This is a genomic window from Pseudomonas sp. TJI-51, from assembly GCF_000190455.2.
Lineage (GTDB): Bacteria > Pseudomonadota > Gammaproteobacteria > Pseudomonadales > Pseudomonadaceae > Aquipseudomonas > Aquipseudomonas juntendi.
On record NZ_AEWE02000043.1, the window covers coordinates 2,787 to 17,862 of the forward strand.

Below are 15,076 nucleotides of genomic sequence, written 5' to 3' on the forward strand. Positions count from 1 at the left end.
CGCTCGGGCAGTTGCGCGGCAGTGCTGTGCTGGCCCGAGCGTGCCGATGACCGTGCCCTGCGGCGCCTGCAAGTGGCGGCGGAAACCGGCCAGGCGCTGGCCTTTGCCTGCCGGCCGCAGCAAGCCGCCCACAACCCGTCACCGGCAGCATTGCGCATCGCGGTGGATACCCGCCCAGCCCAATGGCGGGTGCTGAAAAGCCGCGGCGGCATGCCGCCGGCCCTGCCCATTGCCAGCCCGTGGCAGGGCTGATGCAACATGCTCTGGGCCTGCATCCTGCTTCCGCAACTGGCGTTGGACACCGTCCTGCGCGAGCGCGAAGACTCAGCCAACCCCCTGGTCATCATTGGCGGGCCCAGCCAGCGGCGGGTGTTGCAGGCAGTCAACCCGGCAGCGGCGGCACTCGGCCTGCGGGCCGGGCAAACCCTGACCGCTGCACGTGCGCTGGCCGATGGTTTCACCTGTATCGAAACAGACCCCAGGCGCATCGAGCGCATGCAGCAACTGTTGGCCGCCTGGGCCTACCGTTTCAGTGCCCAGGTCAGCCTGCATTACCCGCGTGCGCTGTTGCTGGAGGTGGGCTCAAGTCTGCAGCTGTTCGGCCCATGGCCCGTGATGGAAGCACGCCTGCGCCAGGAACTGGCTGAACTGGGCTTGCGCCAGCGCATCGTGGTGGCCAGCAACCCGGTGGCAGCGCGTATGCTGGCCAATGCCCACGATGGCCTGGTGGTCGCCGATGCCGAAGCCACCCGTAACGCGTTGCTGAACATGCCCATCCAGCGCATCGGCTTTCCCCCCGGNNCCAGAGGCTGCCGAAGCCTTTATCGGCATGGGCTTGCGGCAACTCGGCCAAGTGCTGGCGTTGCCGCGCGACACCTTGGCCAAACGCTTTCCCGCCCAGGTGCAACTGCACCTGGATCAGTTGCTCGGCCTGCGCACCCTGGGGTTGGACTTCTACCTGCCGCCCGATCGTTTCGAGAGCCGGCTGGAGCTGAACTTCGATGTTGAATCGCACCAGGCGCTGTTGTTTCCGCTGCGGCGCATGCTCAACGACCTGGCCGCATTCCTGGCCGGTCGCGATTGTGGCGTGCAGCGCTTTTGCCTGCACCTGGAGCATGTCGAAGGCCCGGACACGTTGCTGAAGGTCGGCTTGCTGGCCGCCGAGCGCGACGCCGCGATGCTGTTCGAACTGGCCCGTGGGCGCCTGGAGCCGCTGCGTATTACGGCCCCGGTGCGCAACCTGCGGTTGGTCGCCGAAGACCTGCCAGCCTTTGTGCCACAACACCAGGCGTTGTTCGACCCACGGGCGCAACAGGCGCAACCTTGGGAGCAATTGCGCGAGCGCTTGCGCGCGCGGCTGGGCGATGAGGCCGTCAAAGGCCTGAGCGCGGCCGCCGATCACCGGCCCGAATGTGCCTGGCAACTGGCAGAGCAGGGGGCGCTCGGGGGCATGCCGGTGGCCCCGGGCAGTCGCCCTGGTTGGTTGCTGCCCGCGCCGCTGGCGCTGGACGAGGCTGGCTACCGCTTGCAGAGCCCTGCCGAGCGCATCGAGTCGGGCTGGTGGGATGGCGGCGATGTACGCCGCGATTACTACCGCATCGAAACCCGCGACGGCCTGCGTGGCTGGGCCTACCGTGACCTGGGCCAGGCTGGCCCGCTTTGGTTGCAGGGCTGGTTCGCATGAACTCCGCCCCGTATGCCGAGCTGCATTGCCTGTCCAATTTCAGTTTCCAGCGCGGCGCTTCGAGCGCCGACGAACTGTTCCGGCGGGCCAAAGAGCAGGGTTACCAGGCCCTGGCGATCACTGACGAATGTACGCTGGCCGGTATCGTGCGCGCCTGGCAGGCGGCCAAGGTGCACCAATTGCCGCTGGTTGTCGGCAGCGAAGTGCAGTTGCACGACGGCCCCAAGCTGGTGCTGCTGGTTGCCGACCTGGCGGGCTACCAGAACCTGTGCGCACTGATTACCCGCGCCCGACGGCGGGCGGAAAAGGGCGACTACCAGCTTTTTCGGGATGACCTTCAGCAGCACCATCACGGTTTGCTGGCCTTGTGGGTGGCGGGCGACAGGGGCGATACGGCCACCGGCCAGTGGTTGCGCGGGCTGTTTGCTGAGCGCCTGTGGTTGGCCGTGCACCTGCACCGTGGCAGTGACGATGCCCGGCACCTGCAGGGCCAGCAAGCCCTGGCGGCCGAGCTGGGTATACGCGCGGTGGCCTGTGGCGATGTGCATATGCATGTGCGCGGCCGCCGGGCGTTGCAGGACTGCATGACTGCGATTCGCCAGCATTGCCAGGTGGCCGAAGCCGGGCGTTTTCTGTTTGCCAATGGCGAACGGCACTTGCGCAGCCCGGTACAACTGGCAGAACTCTACCCGCCCGAGATGCTGGCCGAGACCCTGGCCATTGCCCAGCGCTGCCAGTTCGACCTCGGTCAACTGCGCTACCAGTATCCACGCGAACTGGTGCCTGAAGCTCATACCCCGGCTAGTTGGCTGCGTGCTCTGTGCGAGCAGGGCTTGCCCGTGCGTTGGCCACACGGGCCGAGCGCCAAGGTGCGGCAGGTGCTGGACACGGAGCTGGCGCTGATCGAAGAACTGGGGTACGAAAGCTACTTTCTGACCGTGCACGACATCGTCGCCTTCGCCCGGCGCCAGCGTATCCTGTGCCAGGGCCGCGGCTCGGCGGCCAATTCGGTGGTGTGCTTCGTGCTGGGCATCACCGAGCTCGATCCCATGCAGCACCGTCTGCTGTTCGAGCGTTTTTTGTCACGCGAGCGCAACGAGCCGCCCGATATCGACGTGGATTTCGAACACGACCGCCGTGAAGAAGTGATCCAGTACGTGTTCCGCCGTTATGGGCGGCACCGTGCTGCGCTGACGGCGGTGGTCAATACCTACCATGCTGCAGGTGCCGTGCGCGATGTCGCGCGCGTGCTGGGTTTGCCCATGGACCAGGTCGATGCCCTGGCCAAATGCTGTGGCCGCTGGAGCGACCGCATACCCGACGAACAACGCCTGGCCGAGGCCGGGTTCGAAGCTGGCAGCCCGTTGTTGCGGCGGGTACTGATACTGGCCGGCGAGTTGATCGGCTTCCCCAGGCACCTGTCGCAGCACCCGGGCGGGTTTGTCATCTCGCAGCAGCCGCTGGACCAGCTGGTGCCGGTGGAAAACGCCGCCATGGCCGAACGTACCGTCATCCAGTGGGACAAGGACGACCTCGACATGGTCGGCCTGCTCAAGGTGGACGTGCTGGCGCTGGGCATGCTCAGTGCCTTGCGCCGTTGCTTCGACCTGCTGCAGCGCCACCGTGGCCGTGAACTGACCCTGGCGACCATCCCCAGCGAAGACCCCGCCACCTACGCCATGATCAGCCGCGCCGAGACCATGGGGGTATTCCAGATCGAGTCGCGCGCGCAAATGGCCATGTTGCCGCGGCTGCGGCCCAACACCTTCTACGACCTTGTGATCGAGGTGGCCATCGTGCGCCCGGGGCCAATCCAGGGCGACATGGTGCACCCCTACCTGCGCAGGCGGCTGAAGCAAGAGCCGGTGACCTACCCGTCGCCAAAACTGAAGGAGGTGTTCGAGCGCACCTTGGGTGTGCCGCTGTTCCAGGAACAGGTGATGGAGCTGGCCATGGTCGCAGCCGACTATTCACCAGGCGAGGCCGATCAGTTGCGGCGCAGCATGGCCGCCTGGAAACGCCATGGCGGTCTGGAACCGCACCGCCAGCGCTTGCTGCAGGGCATGTTGCGCAATGGCTACGAGCTGGCATTCGCCGAGCGCATTTTCGAACAGATCAAAGGCTTCGGCAGCTATGGTTTTCCAGAGTCGCATGCCGCCAGCTTTGCCTTGCTGTGCTATGCCAGCAGCTGGCTCAAGTGCCATGAACCGGCCATTTTCACCTGCGCCCTGGTCAACAGTTGGCCCATGGGCTTCTACAGCCCCGACCAACTGCTGCAGGAGGCGCGGCGCCAGGGCATCGAGGTACGGCCGGTGGATGTCTGCCACAGTGAATGGGACTGCACGCTGGAGCCGGATGCCCAGGGCACCTTGGCCTTGCGCATGGGCTTGCGCCTGGTCCGGGGCCTGGCCGAAGCCGACGCCAGGCGCCTGGAACAGGCCCGGGCGCAGCAGCCATGGCGCGACGTGGAAGACCTGTGCCTGCGTGCCGGGCTGGCCACCCGCGCGCGGGCCTGCCTGGCGGATGCCGGCGCGCTTCGCGCCTTGGCCAGCGACCGACACCAGGCGCGCTGGCAGGTGGCGGCCGTGCAGGCGCAACTGCCGCTGTTTGCCGATGTGCAGGCCGTGCCGGAGGTGGCGGTGCAATTGCCGGCCCCAACAGTGGCGCAGGACCTGGTGGCCGATTACCAGGCATTGGGTACCACATTGGGGCCGCACCCGTTGACCTTGCTGCGTACGCGTCTGCGGGCACTGGGCTGCCGCAGTTCTGCAGAACTGCAAGGCCTGGAGCATGGCGACAACATCGCCGTGACGGGGCTGGTGGTAGGGCGGCAGCGGCCGCAGACCGCCAGCGGGGTGACGTTCGTCACCCTCGAGGACGAACACGGTATGGTCAACGTGGTGGTATGGCGGGCGCTGGCCGAACGGCAAAGGCGGGCGCTGGTGGGTGCGCAGTTGCTCAAGGTCAGCGGGCGGCTGGAGCAGCAAAATGGCGTGCGCCACCTGATAGCACGGCGCCTGGAAGATGTGACCGCGCTGTTGCAGGGGTTGGACGTGCGTAGCCGCGACTTTCATTAACTTCGCGGGCTTCCCCGCGGCGGCGCGGCCACGCATTCACGAAAATGCCCTGGCGGACTACACCATCGCCAAGCGCTGCTTGCGGGTGGGCGCGGGGAAGGCCAGGTCGATTGCGCGCAGGTCTTCACGGGTCAAGGCCAATGCACCCGCTGCTGCATTCAGCCGAACATGCTCGGGCGCCACGGCTTTGGGGATGGCAATGATGCCATCATCACGGGTAACCCAGGCCAGGCAGACCTGAGCCGGCGTGGCACCATGGCGCTCGGCTATTTCTGCCAGCACCGGGTGCTGCAACAAGCGCCCGGCCTGGGCCAACGGGCAGTAGGCCATGGTCGGTAGCGCGCGTTGTTGGCACCAGGGCAGCAAGTCGAATTCGATGCCCCGCTGGGCCGGGTTGTACAGCACCTGGTTGGTGGCGCAGGCAGGGTTGTTCAATTCGCGCAGGTCGTCGATATCGAAATTGGAAACGCCCCAGCGCTTGATCTTGCCCTGCTCGCGCAAACGCTCGAAGGCGGCGACGGTTTCTTCCAGCGGGTGCTGGCCCCGCCAGTGCAGCAGGTACAGATCGATGCACTCGGTACCCAGGCGTGCCAGGCTGCGCTCGCAGGCGGTTGCCATGCCCTGCCGCCCGGCATTGTGCGGGTAGACCTTGCTGACCAGGAACACCTGGTCGCGGCGCCCGGCAATGGCCTGGCCAACCACGGTCTCCGCACCGCCTTCGGCATACATTTCGGCGGTGTCGATCAGGCTCAGGCCCAGCTCGATACCCTGTTGCAAGGCCGCTACCTCTGCCGCCTTGCGCCCAGGGTCTTCGCCCATGTACCAGGTGCCTTGGCCAATGGCCGGCACGCTCGCGCCTGCCAGTTTCACGTAACGCATGTCACCTCCGGGGGCTGTGTATTGGACAGTAGAACTTCAAGCAACGCCTGCGCTGCGGTGGACAGTTTGTGCTCGCTCAGGGCAATTACCCCAATGCGCCGCTCGACCGTGGGTTCGACCAGGGGCACGCAGCGTGCACCCAGTTCCTGCATCTGGTTGATGCACAGGGCCGGCACCGCGCTAACGCCCAGGCCGCTGGCAACCATGCGGCCGATGGTCGCCAGTTGGTGGCTTTCGAACGCCACGGCCAGTTTGCCGTGCTGGGCGGCAACATTCTGCTCCATCAACAGGCGTACCGCCGACGGCCGCTGCAGGGCCACGAAATCTTCGGCCATCAGTTGCGCCCAACTGACCTGTTTCAACAACGCCAAGGGTGAGTCAGCGGGCACCACTGCGACAAAACGGTCCATGTACAGCGGGTGGAAGTGCAGGCCGTCGGTATTGTCCGGCTCGAAACCAATGCCCAGTTCGACTCGGCGGTGGCGCACCAGTTCCTGCACCTGTTCGTTGATCACATCGTGCACGGTGACGTTGACCTTGGGGTAGCGTTGGCGGAACACCTTGAGCGAATGGGGCAGCAGGTTACCGGCGAACGACGGCATCGCCGCCACCGAGACCCGGCCCAGTTGCAGGGTGAAGCGTTGCCGCAGCATCTCTTCGGTATCGTCCCAGTCGGCCAGCAGCCGCCGCGCCAGCGGCAGCAGCACTTCGCCTTCGGCCGTCAGGCTGACGCTGCGGGTGGTGCGGCTGAGCAGGGCGCCGCCCAGGTTTTCTTCCAGGGCCTTGATGGTCAGGCTCAGGGCCGGTTGCGATACATGCAGGTGTTCACCGGCCTGGGCGAAGCTCTGGTACTTGGCCACGGCGACAAAAGCGCGCAGTTGCTTGACGTTCATGACGGGCCTATCGTTTGTTTTGCGAAATTTATCAATCGATGATGAAAACAAAATTAACAAATCAGTCGCTTGCGGTGAAGATGGCTATACACGCTCACCGACAGCCTCGTCGGTTCAACAACTACAAAAGGCGGATCAGCATGGCCGGACTGGACAAGCGCGTTGCAACCTACGAACAGGCCCTCGACGGGCTGACCGACAACATGACGGTACTGGCCGGTGGTTTTGGCCTGTGCGGCATTCCGGAAAACCTCATCAGCGAAATCAGGCGCCGTGGCGTCAAGGGCCTGACCGTGGTCTCCAACAACTGCGGGGTGGACGGCTTTGGCCTGGGGGTGCTGCTGGAAGACCGGCAGATCCGCAAGATGATCGCCTCCTACGTGGGCGAAAACGCCGAATTCGAGCGTCAGTTGCTCAGCGGTGAACTGGAAGTGGAGCTGACACCCCAAGGCACCCTGGCCGAAAAAATGCGCGCTGGCGGCGCTGGCATCCCGGCGTTCTTCACCGCCACCGGCTACGGCACGCCGGTTGCCGAAGGCAAGGAGGTTCGCGAATTCAAGGGCCGCAAGTACATCCTCGAAGAGTCCATCACCGGTGACTTCGCCATCGTCAAGGGCTGGAAGGCCGACCATTACGGCAACGTGGTGTACCGCAACACCGCGCAGAACTTCAACCCGCTGGCGGCCACTGCCGGCAAGATCACCGTGGTCGAAGTGGAAGAAATTGTCGAGCCGGGTGTGCTGCTGCCGAGCGAGATCCACACCCCAGGCATCTATGTTGACCGGGTGATCGTCGGCACCTTCGAAAAGCGTATCGAAAAGCGCACCGTCAAGGCCTGAGCGGCCTCCACCAGAACAACAAAGAGATCCTGACCATGGCACTGACCCGCGAACAGATGGCGCAACGCGTCGCCCGTGAACTGAAGGACGGCTACTACGTCAACCTGGGTATCGGCATTCCGACCCTGGTGGCCAACTATGTACCCGCCGACATGGATGTGATGTTGCAATCAGAAAACGGCCTGCTCGGCATGGGCGAGTTCCCCACCGAAAGCACCCTCGACCCCGACATGATCAACGCCGGCAAGCAGACCGTCACCGCCCGCCGGGGTGCCTCGATCTTCGACTCGGCGCAGTCGTTCGCCATGATTCGTGGCGGCCATGTCGACCTGACCGTGCTGGGTGCGTTCGAGGTAGACGTGCAGGGCAATATCGCCTCGTGGATGATCCCGGGCAAGCTGGTCAAGGGCATGGGCGGCGCCATGGACCTGGTGGCGGGCGCCGAGAACATCATCGTGACCATGACCCACGCGTCCAAGGACGGCGAGTCCAAGCTGCTGGCGCAGTGCAGCCTGCCGCTGACCGGTGCCGGTTGCATCCGCAAGGTGCTGACCGACCTGGCCTACCTGGAAATTGAAGACGGTGCGTTCATCCTGCGCGAAACCGCACCAGGGGTGAGCATCGAGGAAATCGTCGAGAAGACTGCCGGCAAACTGATCGTGCCGGATGATGTGCAGGAAATGACGTTCTAAGGCGTTACCCCACCCAACCCTGTAGGCGCAGGCTGCACCGCTGAGTGTGTCGGTACATTACCGGCATGGTAGCGAGTCAACCTGTACCTACAGGGTTTTTGCGTTGTCTGTTTCACCTCATAAAACCAACAAAAGGAATGCCACTGTGGCCGCTGAAATTCAAGACAGCCGTAGCGCGCGCTTTGCCTTGCGCTGCTCCAACTGGGCCGAACGCTGGTTCCCCGACTCCTGGGTATTCGCCGCCTTGGCGGTGCTGCTGGTGTGCATCGGCGCGCTGGCCATGGGGGGCAAGCCGACCGACACCGCCAAGGCCTTTGGCGATGGTTTCTGGAGCCTGATTCCGTTCACCATGCAGATGGCTTTCGTGGTCATCGGTGGCTATGTGGTCGCCAGTTCGCCACCGGCGGCACGCCTGATCGACCGCCTGGCGCGTATCCCTGGCAATGGCCGCTCGGCCGTGTGCTGGGTGGCACTGATCTCGATGCTGGCTTCCTTGCTCAACTGGGGCCTGTCGCTGGTGTTCGGTGGTTTGCTGGTGCGCGCCCTGGCGCGGCGCACCGACCTGAAGATGGATTACCGTGCTGCGGGTGCGGCCGCCTACCTGGGCCTGGGCGCTGTGTGGGCACTGGGCCTGTCTTCGTCGGCGGCGCAGCTGCAGGCCAACCCGGCCAGCTTGCCGCCTTCGATCCTGTCGATCACCGGCGTCATCCCGTTCACCGAAACCATCTTTCTGTGGCAATCCGGGGTAATGCTGGCGGCGCTGGTCATCGTCTCGCTGGTCATCGCCTACGCCACGGCACCCGGGCCGAACAGCGCACGCAGCGCCGAAGCGTGTGGTGTGGACCCCAGCTTCACTGCAACGGCGGCACCCCAGCGCACCCGCCCCGGTGAATGGCTGGAGCACAGCCCCATCCTGATTCTGCTGCTGGTCGCCCTGGCTGCCGGCTGGCTGTACCAGGAGTTCGCTACCAAACCGGCGATTACCGCCATCTCCGGGCTGAACACCTATAACCTGTTGTTCATCATGCTCGGTGCCCTGTTGCACTGGCGCCCGCGCAGTTTCCTCGACGCCGTGGCGCGCGCGGTACCGACCACCACCGGGGTGCTGATCCAGTTCCCGCTGTACGGTTCGATCGCGGCCATTCTCACCCAGGTGAAGGGCGTGGACGAACAGACCCTGGCCCACCACATATCGTTGTTCTTCACCCAGATCGCCACCCACGACACCTATGCCTTGCTGATGGGCGTGTATTCGGCGGTGCTGGGCTTCTTCATCCCGTCGGGCGGCGGCAAATGGATCATCGAAGCGCCCTACGTGATGCTAGTGGCCAACGACCTGCAATACCACCTGGGCTGGGCGGTGCAGATCTACAACGCAGCAGAGGCCTTGCCGAACCTGATCAACCCGTTCTACATGCTGCCACTGCTGGGCGTGCTGGGGCTCAAGGCACGCGACCTGATCGGCTTTTCCTTCGTGCAACTGCTGGTGCATGTGCCGCTGGTGCTGGTATTGCTCTGGGCGCTGGGCACCACGCTGCAGTATGTGCCACCGGTGATGCCATGAGCGGCGGCTCCACGTATCATGCCCGGGCTGCCTGGGCCTGGGAAACACGCGTCACATGTCTATTCGATTGAAACTGCTGCGCAAGAAACTGGGAATGACCCTGGAAATGCTGGCCGAAAAGACCAGCATGACCAAAAGCTACCTGTCCAAGGTCGAACGTGGCCTCAACACGCCGTCGATTGCTGCCGCCCTGAAGCTGGCGCGCGCATTGAACGTGAATGTCGAGGAACTGTTTGCCGAAGAGCAGGCCGGCCAGAGCCGCTATAGCCTGGTGCGCCACGGCGAGCGCCAGACGCTGGTGGGTGACGGCCAGGGCCCCGGCTATGCGGCGTTGACCAGCCAGGTGGGGCAGCGCAGCCTGGTACCCTTCCTGATCCAGCCGCCTTCGGAATTTAGCGACCCGACCTTCAAGGAGCACCAGGGCGAAGAGTTCCTGTTCGTGCACGCGGGCCAGGTGGAGGTGGACTTCATGAACGAGCGGGTGCTGCTGGAGCAGGGCGATGCCTTGCATTTCAATGCGCAAACCCCGCATCGCCTGCGCTCGGTAGGCGCGCAGCCGGCGCAATTGCTGGTGGTCGTTCACCATGCCGAGGAATGAGCCGGGCAGGGCGCTGTTGCAGGCCTGCCTTAACCTTTCACTTTCTCATCCGTGAAACGCTGGCATCCAGCAGCTGGCTGGGTGCAGCACTTCCTGTCTGTCGTTTTTTTGACGAATATGCCTGCCGTCCATTGAATTTTATTATGGTGTCGGATCATTGACGTAGTGTCACTGTGCCCATAAGCTCAATTCAACAGCGACACAAACCCCGCACTACCTCGCCAATAACTCATTGATTTTCCTGTTTAAAGGAAGGGCGTATGCGCACGACTCTGATAATCAAATCGATGTTCTTGCTGGTGCTCTTGAGTGGCGCTGCGCGCGCAGCCGATTCCTATATCAGCCAGAACAGTATCATTCCTGTTTCAACGGCTGGCTGGTTCTTTGCGTTCGCTGTTGTCGGTTTTGTGGCGGTGGCCAACCGCCGGAAAATCTGAACACCCTTTGCCGCAAGTCACGGGGTGGGGTTTTGCCGCTGGCTTGTTAATTCACCAACCGTTGCTATATTCCCTGTAGCCCATGAAGGTCCATGGTTTCAGGCACCGCAGCCCAGGCTGCACAGCGTCAAGTTAAGGGCCTCCAGGAAGGTCGAGGCCGTCGCGGCAGTGGTGGGTCGCGAAGCGGAGCGAGAGTTGGTGCGTTGTTCTCATACAGTGCTCTTTGTCGGGCCATTTGGCCGGAGGGACCCTCATGATGCGTTCATTGTTTGCCGCGTTCTGCTTGTTGACGGTGTGGTCGAGTGCCAGTTGCGCCGATACCAGCAGCGCTGCGTATTTGCTCAGCCCTGGCGATGTGGTGATGGTATCGGTCTGGCAGGAAGACAGCTTGCGCCAGGAAGCGACCGTACTACCCGATGGCAGTATCACTTTCCCACTGGCCGGGCGCATCAATGTTGCCGGGCTCGATGTAACCGCAGTCGAAAAGCAAGTGGCTGCCAAACTTGAAAAATACCTTCCCGACCCGAATGTCAGCGTTGTCGTCAAGAGCATCGCCGGCAACCTGGTCTATGTCCAGGGCAAAGTGATCAAGCCGGGGCCGGTGCAAATGGCCGGGCCGACCGCCGTGTTGCAGGCGCTGAGCATGTCGGGTGGGCTGGACAAGTTTGCCGACGAAAGCGAGATCAAGGTAGTTCGTGGCGCAGGCGCTTCCCAAAAGATCTTGCCCGTGCGATATAAGGACCTGGTGTCTGGGCGCGATATGTCCACCAACATCCAACTTCAGGCTGGCGACACGCTGGTCGTTCCTTGATCTTGCCTTTAATAAGAACATTTAATGCCACTTCTCAGAACAACTAGCATTGCAACGGCAATCTTGGTCTTGCCGTTTACGGAATCGGCCCTGGCGGCAAATTGGCAGTCTACGGTGGTGGTGCCGACATCCGTCGAGTACGACAGCAACCCGTTGTTGCTGACGTCGGGCGAGAAGGGCATCACGCGCACGATCATCGCGCCCGATTACACCCTGATCGGCACCTTCGACCGTGACGAACTGAGACTGGGGCTGGGCATGAATGTGTTGCGCTCGTCCGACACCAACGTAGTCGATAACCGCGAGGACCCTGACATCAGCCTGGGCTGGCAGCGCACCACCGAGCGCGGGCGTTTTGGCCTGGTGGCACGCTACAACGAAAGCTCGACGCTTTCGGGCACTGTGCTGGATACCGGGGTGATCACCACCGATGGCACGCAGAAGCTCTACACCTTGACCGGCAACTGGAGCCAGGCGGTTACCGAGCGCAGTACCTTGAGCAACGAAACCACCTACAGCCGCGCCCGGTATGACGTCAGCACGCTGACGGGTTACAACGAACTGGCCAACGTGTTTACCTGGACCTATGCCTGGAGCGAGCGCGCCGATGTGTATACCCGCTTCGGCGCGCGGCGCTACGAGCCCGAGCAGGACCTGACCGCCACCGCTTCCAACAGTTACACCCCGGCTGTGGGCATCAAGTACCAACTGGCCGATGGCCTGAGTGCCGATGCCCACATTGGTGTCAACCAGGTGTCGGGCGATGAAGGCGGCCGACGCGGGGAGGGTGGGGTGGCGTTGCTCTATACCGGTGTGCGGGCCGATGCCAGCTTCACCGCCGAACGCAGCACGGTGGCCAGTGCCGAAGGCGGCTTCGCCGAGCTCGACCAGGTACGCGGGGTGTGGAGCTATGCCGTTACCGAGCTGACGCGGGTGGGCGCAGACGCTGCCTGGCAAGACAGCAAAGGGCAGTCACCGAACACACTGCAAACGTACAGCGTATGGGCCAGCCGAGAGTTCTCGCCGTATTGGGACCTGCGCCTGTCGCTGATGTACAAGGAACGCCAGCAGGACCACGTACCGGATGCAACCGCAACCATCGTGGGTTTGACGTTGACGTACAGGTACCCCGACATCTGAACTTCAGGCAGGTGGCCCCATGAAGTCTGACTACGAGCTATCCCTCAGAGATTACATCGCCATAATCAAGGACAGAGCCCTGGTGTTAGGGGTGAGTGCCGTAGTCATTCTGGCCGCGACCGTGGCGGTGGCCTTGATGGTGCCGCCGATCTACCAGTCGACCGGCACTATCCTGGTGGAGTCACAGCAGATTTCGCCCGAGCTGGTATCAACCAACACCACCAGTTTTGCCGATGAACGCATCGAGGTGATCCGCCAGCGTGTCATGACCCGCGAGAACCTGCTGCGCATCATCGACAAGTACGACCTGTTCGCCGACAAGCGTCTTGGCGAAAGCGACAAAATCGACCAGATGCGCAACGCCATCGTGGTCGAGACCCTTACCACGTTCGTGCGTGGCAGGGGCGAGGCGACCGTGGCCTTCAATGTGTCGTTCGAGCACAAGCAGCCGCAAGTGGCCAAGCAGGTCGCCGATGAGCTGGTATCGCTGTTCCTCAACGAAAACCTCAAGCAGCGTACCGAGCGGGCCAACGAAACCACCGAGTTTCTCACCCAGGAAGCCAACAAGCTGGGCGCTGAGCTGGCCAGCCTGGAAAACCAGCTGGCCGATTTCAAGCAGGCACATGCCAATGCACTGCCCGAGCACCAGACGCTGCGCATGAACATGCTGTCGCGTTCGGAGCTGGAGTTCCGTGAGGTCGACCGGGACTACAAGGCTGCGCAGGAAGAGTTGCGTTACCTGGAGCTCGAACTGTCGGCGGCCAATGCCGGCCTGGCGACCAAGGCTGCCGATGGCGCGCGCCCTGCCGCTGCCGACCAGGCCCAGGACCTGCCAAGCCTGAAGGCAGAGTACGCCCGGCTGTTGACCCGTTACAAGGAAGCCCACCCCGATGTGGTGGCGGTCAAACGCAAGATTCAGGCGCTGGAGGCCAGTGGTGGTCGCACCAGCACTGCGTCTTCGGTCAGCCTGGATGTTGCCCGGGTACGCGCCAAAATGAGCGCCACCCAGGAACGCATCGCTTCGCTGGCCGAGCAAAAGCGCGAGCTGACCCGAAAAATGGAAGGCTATGAAGCCGAGATCCTGGAGGCGCCGCAGGTCGAGCGTGGCTTGGTCACCCTGATGCGTGACCACGACAACGCACGCAAGAAATACGAAGAAATCCGCGCCAAGGAAATGAGTGCGAAAATCACCGAAAGCCTGGAGCAGGAAAACAAAGCCGAGCGCTTTGTGCTGCTGGAGCCGCCCCTGTTGCCCGAGAAGCCGATCAAGCCTAACCGCAAGAAGATCGCCGCGCTGGGGCTGGTTCTGGCGCCGGCCGGTGGCGGCGCGCTGGTCATGTTGCTGGAAATGCTCAACCAGCGGGTGCGGGGCGTTGGTGCTCTGGAGAACCTGCTGGGCAAACGGGTGTTGGTGGCACTGCCGTATATCGAGACGCGGGCCGATGTGGCCAGGCGCAAACGCTGGCGTAACCGCTTGATCGTGGCGGCCTTGGCGCTGGCGGCTATCATGATAGTGCTGGTGCACGTGTACTACATGCCACTGGATGTGCTGCTGTACAAAGTCATGTCGCGGTTCGTATAGGGAATGCAGTGATGGACAGGACCAAGCCGGCTGTTGGCAACACTATTCATCAGGTCACACCGGGTACCCCTCAGCCGCTGTCGCCGGCCCCTGGCACGGCGCTGGCGGAGGTGCCGGGGCAGTTCGATTACGTCAACACCAAGGTGGTGCCACTGCATCCAGACCACCTGGAGCGCAACCGCATTGTGGCGTTCAACAAGAACTCGAACATGAACGGGCCGATCGACCTGCTGCGCACCCAGGTGCTGCGGCTGATGGACGAGAACGGCTGGCGCACCCTGGCCATCACCTCGCCCACGCCGGAGGCAGGCAAAACCGTGTTGGCGGTCAACCTGGCCATGAGTATTGCCCACCACACCACCAAGACCGCCTTGCTGGTGGACTTCGACCTGCGCCGGCCCAAGGTGGGAAGCACATTGGGGCTGCCGATGGAGCATGCACTGAATGAGTTCCTGAACGACAAGTCGCCACTGCAGGACTGCCTGGTCAACCCGACCTTGCCGCGCTTCGTGGTGCTGCCGACCCGGGTGCCGGTGCCGTTGTCGACCGAGGTGTTGTCGTCGCCCAAGGTGAGTAACCTGATTGGCGAGTTGCGCAACCGCTACGAGTCGCGCATCTGCATTTTCGACCTGCCGCCGTTGCTGAGCTCCGACGACGCGATCACCGTCATACCCAAGTTCGATTGTGTATTGCTGGTGGTGGCCAATGGCATGAACAACAAGAAAGAAATCGAGGACTGCCTGCACCATCTGGCAGGGGTCAACCTGATTGGTACGGTGTTGAACAAGGCTGACGAACAGCCGCGTACCTATTACTGAGGCGCCGCTAAGTTACCGCGGGTGAACCCGCGCCCACAAATTACTGTGGGAGCGGGCTTGCC

General features: G+C 63.1%; 12 protein-coding genes and 2 pseudogenes. 12 read left to right on the forward strand and 2 right to left on the reverse strand.

All coding sequences use genetic code 11. From position 1 onward, the window contains the following. The 3 genes and pseudogenes from G1E_RS29380 to G1E_RS09790 all read left to right on the forward strand — a co-directional run. Positions 1-252 (forward strand): annotated as a pseudogene (locus G1E_RS29380) (DNA lesion error-prone repair protein ImuA); the annotation flags it as partial. Between the two features lie 6 nt (positions 253-258). Next, positions 259-1,684: pseudogene (locus tag G1E_RS09785) on the forward strand (DNA polymerase Y family protein). Further along, positions 1,681-4,761 carry an error-prone DNA polymerase gene (locus tag G1E_RS09790; RefSeq protein WP_009682723.1) on the forward strand — a complete coding sequence of 1,027 codons (3,081 nt, stop codon included), beginning with the start codon at positions 1,681-1,683 and terminating at the stop codon, positions 4,759-4,761. Before G1E_RS09785 ends, G1E_RS09790 begins: the two are co-directional and overlap by 4 nt. Positions 4,762-4,818: 57 nt before the next feature. Here G1E_RS09790 and G1E_RS09795 read toward each other — a convergent pair whose 3' ends face one another. Together G1E_RS09795 and G1E_RS09800 are read right to left on the reverse strand one after the other, a co-directional pair. Further along, the gene (locus tag G1E_RS09795; protein WP_009682724.1) at positions 4,819-5,640 is read right to left on the reverse strand and encodes an aldo/keto reductase; all 822 of its coding nucleotides are present in this window, start codon (positions 5,638-5,640) and stop codon (positions 4,819-4,821) included. Next, positions 5,628-6,533 carry a LysR family transcriptional regulator gene (locus tag G1E_RS09800; protein WP_047149790.1) on the reverse strand — a complete coding sequence of 302 codons (906 nt, stop codon included), beginning with the start codon at positions 6,531-6,533 and terminating at the stop codon, positions 5,628-5,630. Before G1E_RS09800 ends, G1E_RS09795 begins: the two co-directional genes overlap by 13 nt. 140 nt (positions 6,534-6,673) lie before the next feature. Between G1E_RS09800 and G1E_RS09805 the strand changes: the two genes are divergently transcribed. The 9 genes from G1E_RS09805 (at position 6,674) to G1E_RS09840 (ending at position 15,014) form a co-directional block, all read left to right on the forward strand. Then, entirely contained in the window at positions 6,674-7,372 is a 699-nt protein-coding gene (locus G1E_RS09805) for a CoA transferase subunit A (protein ID WP_009682727.1), read from the forward strand. 35 nt (positions 7,373-7,407) lie between these two features. Further along, entirely contained in the window at positions 7,408-8,064 is a 657-nt protein-coding gene (locus G1E_RS09810; protein ID WP_009682728.1) for a CoA transferase subunit B, read from the forward strand. 145 nt (positions 8,065-8,209) lie between these two features. Continuing rightward, positions 8,210-9,628: a short-chain fatty acid transporter gene (locus G1E_RS09815; RefSeq protein WP_009682729.1), complete on the forward strand. Its 1,419-nt coding sequence runs from the start codon at positions 8,210-8,212 to the stop codon at positions 9,626-9,628. A gap of 55 nt (positions 9,629-9,683) precedes the next feature. After that, the gene (locus G1E_RS09820; RefSeq protein WP_009682730.1) at positions 9,684-10,226 is read left to right on the forward strand and encodes a helix-turn-helix domain-containing protein; all 543 of its coding nucleotides are present in this window, start codon (positions 9,684-9,686) and stop codon (positions 10,224-10,226) included. 260 nt (positions 10,227-10,486) lie between these two features. Beyond that, positions 10,487-10,663, forward strand: coding sequence for an EPS-associated small membrane protein EppA (gene eppA / locus G1E_RS28660; RefSeq protein ID WP_009682731.1), 177 nt, complete (start codon positions 10,487-10,489; stop codon positions 10,661-10,663). A gap of 253 nt (positions 10,664-10,916) precedes the next feature. Continuing rightward, positions 10,917-11,474 carry a polysaccharide biosynthesis/export family protein gene (locus G1E_RS09825; RefSeq protein ID WP_009682732.1) on the forward strand — a complete coding sequence of 186 codons (558 nt, stop codon included), beginning with the start codon at positions 10,917-10,919 and terminating at the stop codon, positions 11,472-11,474. A gap of 24 nt (positions 11,475-11,498) precedes the next feature. Beyond that, positions 11,499-12,614 carry a hypothetical protein gene (locus G1E_RS09830; protein WP_033690383.1) on the forward strand — a complete coding sequence of 372 codons (1,116 nt, stop codon included), beginning with the start codon at positions 11,499-11,501 and terminating at the stop codon, positions 12,612-12,614. Between the two features lie 19 nt (positions 12,615-12,633). Then, positions 12,634-14,196, forward strand: coding sequence for a Wzz/FepE/Etk N-terminal domain-containing protein (locus tag G1E_RS09835; RefSeq protein ID WP_029885426.1), 1,563 nt, complete (start codon positions 12,634-12,636; stop codon positions 14,194-14,196). Between the two features lie 11 nt (positions 14,197-14,207). Then, positions 14,208-15,014, forward strand: a complete 807-nt coding sequence (locus tag G1E_RS09840; RefSeq protein WP_009682735.1) for a CpsD/CapB family tyrosine-protein kinase — start codon at positions 14,208-14,210, stop codon at positions 15,012-15,014. Positions 15,015-15,076 lie beyond the last annotated feature (62 nt).

Excerpts from the sequence above, each read along its gene's own strand:
- G1E_RS09790 (WP_009682723.1), top strand. The coding sequence starts at position 1,681 with ATGAACTCCGCCCCGTATGCCGAGCTGCATTGCCTGTCCAATTTCAGT.
- G1E_RS09795 (WP_009682724.1), bottom strand. The coding sequence starts at position 5,640 with ATGCGTTACGTGAAACTGGCAGGCGCGAGCGTGCCGGCCATTGGCCAA.
- G1E_RS09800 (WP_047149790.1), bottom strand. The coding sequence starts at position 6,533 with ATGAACGTCAAGCAACTGCGCGCTTTTGTCGCCGTGGCCAAGTACCAG.
- G1E_RS09805 (WP_009682727.1), top strand. The coding sequence starts at position 6,674 with ATGGCCGGACTGGACAAGCGCGTTGCAACCTACGAACAGGCCCTCGAC.
- G1E_RS09810 (WP_009682728.1), top strand. The coding sequence starts at position 7,408 with ATGGCACTGACCCGCGAACAGATGGCGCAACGCGTCGCCCGTGAACTG.
- G1E_RS09820 (WP_009682730.1), top strand. The coding sequence starts at position 9,684 with ATGTCTATTCGATTGAAACTGCTGCGCAAGAAACTGGGAATGACCCTG.
- eppA (WP_009682731.1), top strand. The coding sequence starts at position 10,487 with ATGCGCACGACTCTGATAATCAAATCGATGTTCTTGCTGGTGCTCTTG.
- G1E_RS09825 (WP_009682732.1), top strand. The coding sequence starts at position 10,917 with ATGATGCGTTCATTGTTTGCCGCGTTCTGCTTGTTGACGGTGTGGTCG.
- G1E_RS09830 (WP_033690383.1), top strand. The coding sequence starts at position 11,499 with ATGCCACTTCTCAGAACAACTAGCATTGCAACGGCAATCTTGGTCTTG.
- G1E_RS09835 (WP_029885426.1), top strand. The coding sequence starts at position 12,634 with ATGAAGTCTGACTACGAGCTATCCCTCAGAGATTACATCGCCATAATC.
- G1E_RS09840 (WP_009682735.1), top strand. The coding sequence starts at position 14,208 with ATGGACAGGACCAAGCCGGCTGTTGGCAACACTATTCATCAGGTCACA.